Origin of the sequence: Sandarakinorhabdus sp. (assembly GCF_032115815.1) — a bacterium.
GTDB lineage: Bacteria > Pseudomonadota > Alphaproteobacteria > Sphingomonadales > Sphingomonadaceae > Sandarakinorhabdus.
In genome coordinates, this window is record NZ_JAUMBI010000014.1 from 1 (window position 1) to 1,958 (window position 1,958).

Consider the following 1,958-nt stretch of genomic DNA (forward strand, 5'->3'; position numbering starts at 1 on the left):
GGTGGTGCGGGCGCGGCTGGCCAGTTTCGATGGCGCCCTGGCCGAAGCCGCCCGGGATCTGGGCGCCGGCGAATGGCTGATCTTCCGCGATATCATGGTGCCGCACATGGTGCCGGGGCTGGTGGCCGGCGCGCTGCTGGCCTTCACGCTCAGCCTCGACGATTTCGTCATCACCTTCTTCACCTCAGGGCCGGATACCATCACCTTCCCGATCAAGGTCTATTCGATGGTGCGTTTCTCGGTCACCCCGGCGGTCAATGCCGCCTCCACCCTGCTCATCCTGCTCACCGCTGGCCTTACCGCGCTGGCCTTGTGGTTGCAGGGGGCGGATATCGCCAAGCAGGCCGCATGACCAAGGGATCGCCCATCATCCGCTTCGAAGGCGTCACCAAGCGGTACGGCAAGGTGGTCGCGGTGGACGCTGTCGATCTGGAGGTGCGCGAGGGCGAGTTCTTCGCGCTGCTCGGGCCATCGGGCTGCGGCAAGACCACCTTGCTGCGGATGCTCGCCGGGTTCGAAGTGCCAACCGAAGGCCGCATCCTGATCGACGGGCAGGATGTGACGAATGTTCCGCCCAACAAGCGCCCGGTCAACATGGTGTTCCAGAATTACGCCGTGTTCCCGCACATGAGCGTGGCCGACAATGTGGGTTACGGCCTGAAGGTAGATGGCGTGGGTGGCACCGAACGCGCGCGGCGGGTGGAGGAAGCGCTGGCGCTGGTCAAGCTGGATGGGCTGGGCAGTCGCCGGCCGGACCAATTGTCGGGCGGGCAGCGGCAGCGGGTGGCGCTGGCCCGTGCGTTGGTGAAACGGCCGCGCGTGCTGCTGCTGGATGAGCCATTGTCGGCGCTCGATGCGAAACTGCGCGAGGCGATGCGCACTGAATTGTGCCAGTTGCAGGCGCAGGTGGGCATCACCTTCGTGATGGTGACGCATGATCAGGACGAGGCGCTGGCGCTGGCCGATCGCTGCGCCGTGATGAACCGCGGCCTGTTGCAGCAGGTGGCCAGCCCGTCTGACCTGTATGAGTTCCCCGCCAGCCGTTTTGTCGCCGATTTCATCGGTTCGGTGAACATGCTGGAAGGCGCACTGGTGGTGGATGAGCCTGACCATGCCGAGGTGGCGGTGGCGGGCATCGATCTGCCGGTGTTCCTCGATCACGGCGTGACGGGTGCTGCCGGCACGACCCTGTGGCTGGCGCTGCGACCCGAGAAGATTGAACTGCACAAATGGGCGGAAGCGCCGCCGGCTCTGGGCGACGCGCCGCAGGGTCGCAACGCGGTGGCCGGCACCATCACCCATGTCGCCTATCTGGGCAGCGAGAGCCTGTATGAAGTGACGCTGCCCGACGGCCAGAAATTGAAGGCGCTGCGTTCCAACCTGACGCGCTGGGACCAGGAGGATTTCGCGCTTCGCGAACAGGTATGGCTGGCCTGGCATGCCTGTTCGCCGGCGGTGCTGCTGTCATGAGCCGGCCGGTTTTGGGTATCATCTGCTGCACGCGGCAAGTGGGCGTGGAGCCAGCGCAGGCGGTGATGAACCGTTATGTGACGGCGGCCATGCGCCATGCCGATTGCGCCGCGCTGCTGGTGCCGGCGCTGCCCGATCTGATGACGGCGGAAGAGGTGATTGACCGGCTGGACGGTGTGTTGCTCACCGGCAGCCCTTCAAACGTGCAGCCCATGCTTTATGGGGAGGCGGATGGGGGCGATCCGCCGTTCGACCCCGGCCGTGATGCGATGATGGCGGCGCTGGTGCAGGCCGTGCTGGCGCGCGGCAAACCACTGTTCGGCATCTGCCGCGGCCTGCAGGAAATCAATGTCGCGCTGGGCGGCACACTGACCCGTGAGGTTAGAGACCACCACGCGCCCGACGATGTTGGTTTCATGGAGATGTTCGATCATCGCCATGATGTGGCGCTCACCCCCGGTGGCCTGCTGGCGCGCGCGCACGGGCGG

General features: G+C 65.9%; 3 protein-coding genes. All 3 read left to right on the forward strand.

Annotated features, from left to right (window positions below; translation table 11 throughout):
- A partial coding sequence (locus tag RT662_RS00495) for an ABC transporter permease (protein WP_313668219.1) occupies nt 1-352 on the forward strand: 352 nt, incomplete at its 5' end.
- Nucleotides 349-1,470, forward strand: a complete 1,122-nt coding sequence (locus RT662_RS00500) for an ABC transporter ATP-binding protein (protein WP_313668220.1) — start codon at nt 349-351, stop codon at nt 1,468-1,470. The genes RT662_RS00495 and RT662_RS00500, both read left to right, overlap by 4 nt.
- Nucleotides 1,467-1,958: gamma-glutamyl-gamma-aminobutyrate hydrolase family protein (locus RT662_RS00505; RefSeq protein WP_313668221.1), on the forward strand; the 492-nt coding region annotated here is incomplete at its 3' end. The genes RT662_RS00500 and RT662_RS00505, both read left to right, overlap by 4 nt.

Excerpts from the sequence above, each read along its gene's own strand:
- RT662_RS00500 (WP_313668220.1), top strand. The coding sequence starts at position 349 with ATGACCAAGGGATCGCCCATCATCCGCTTCGAAGGCGTCACCAAGCGG.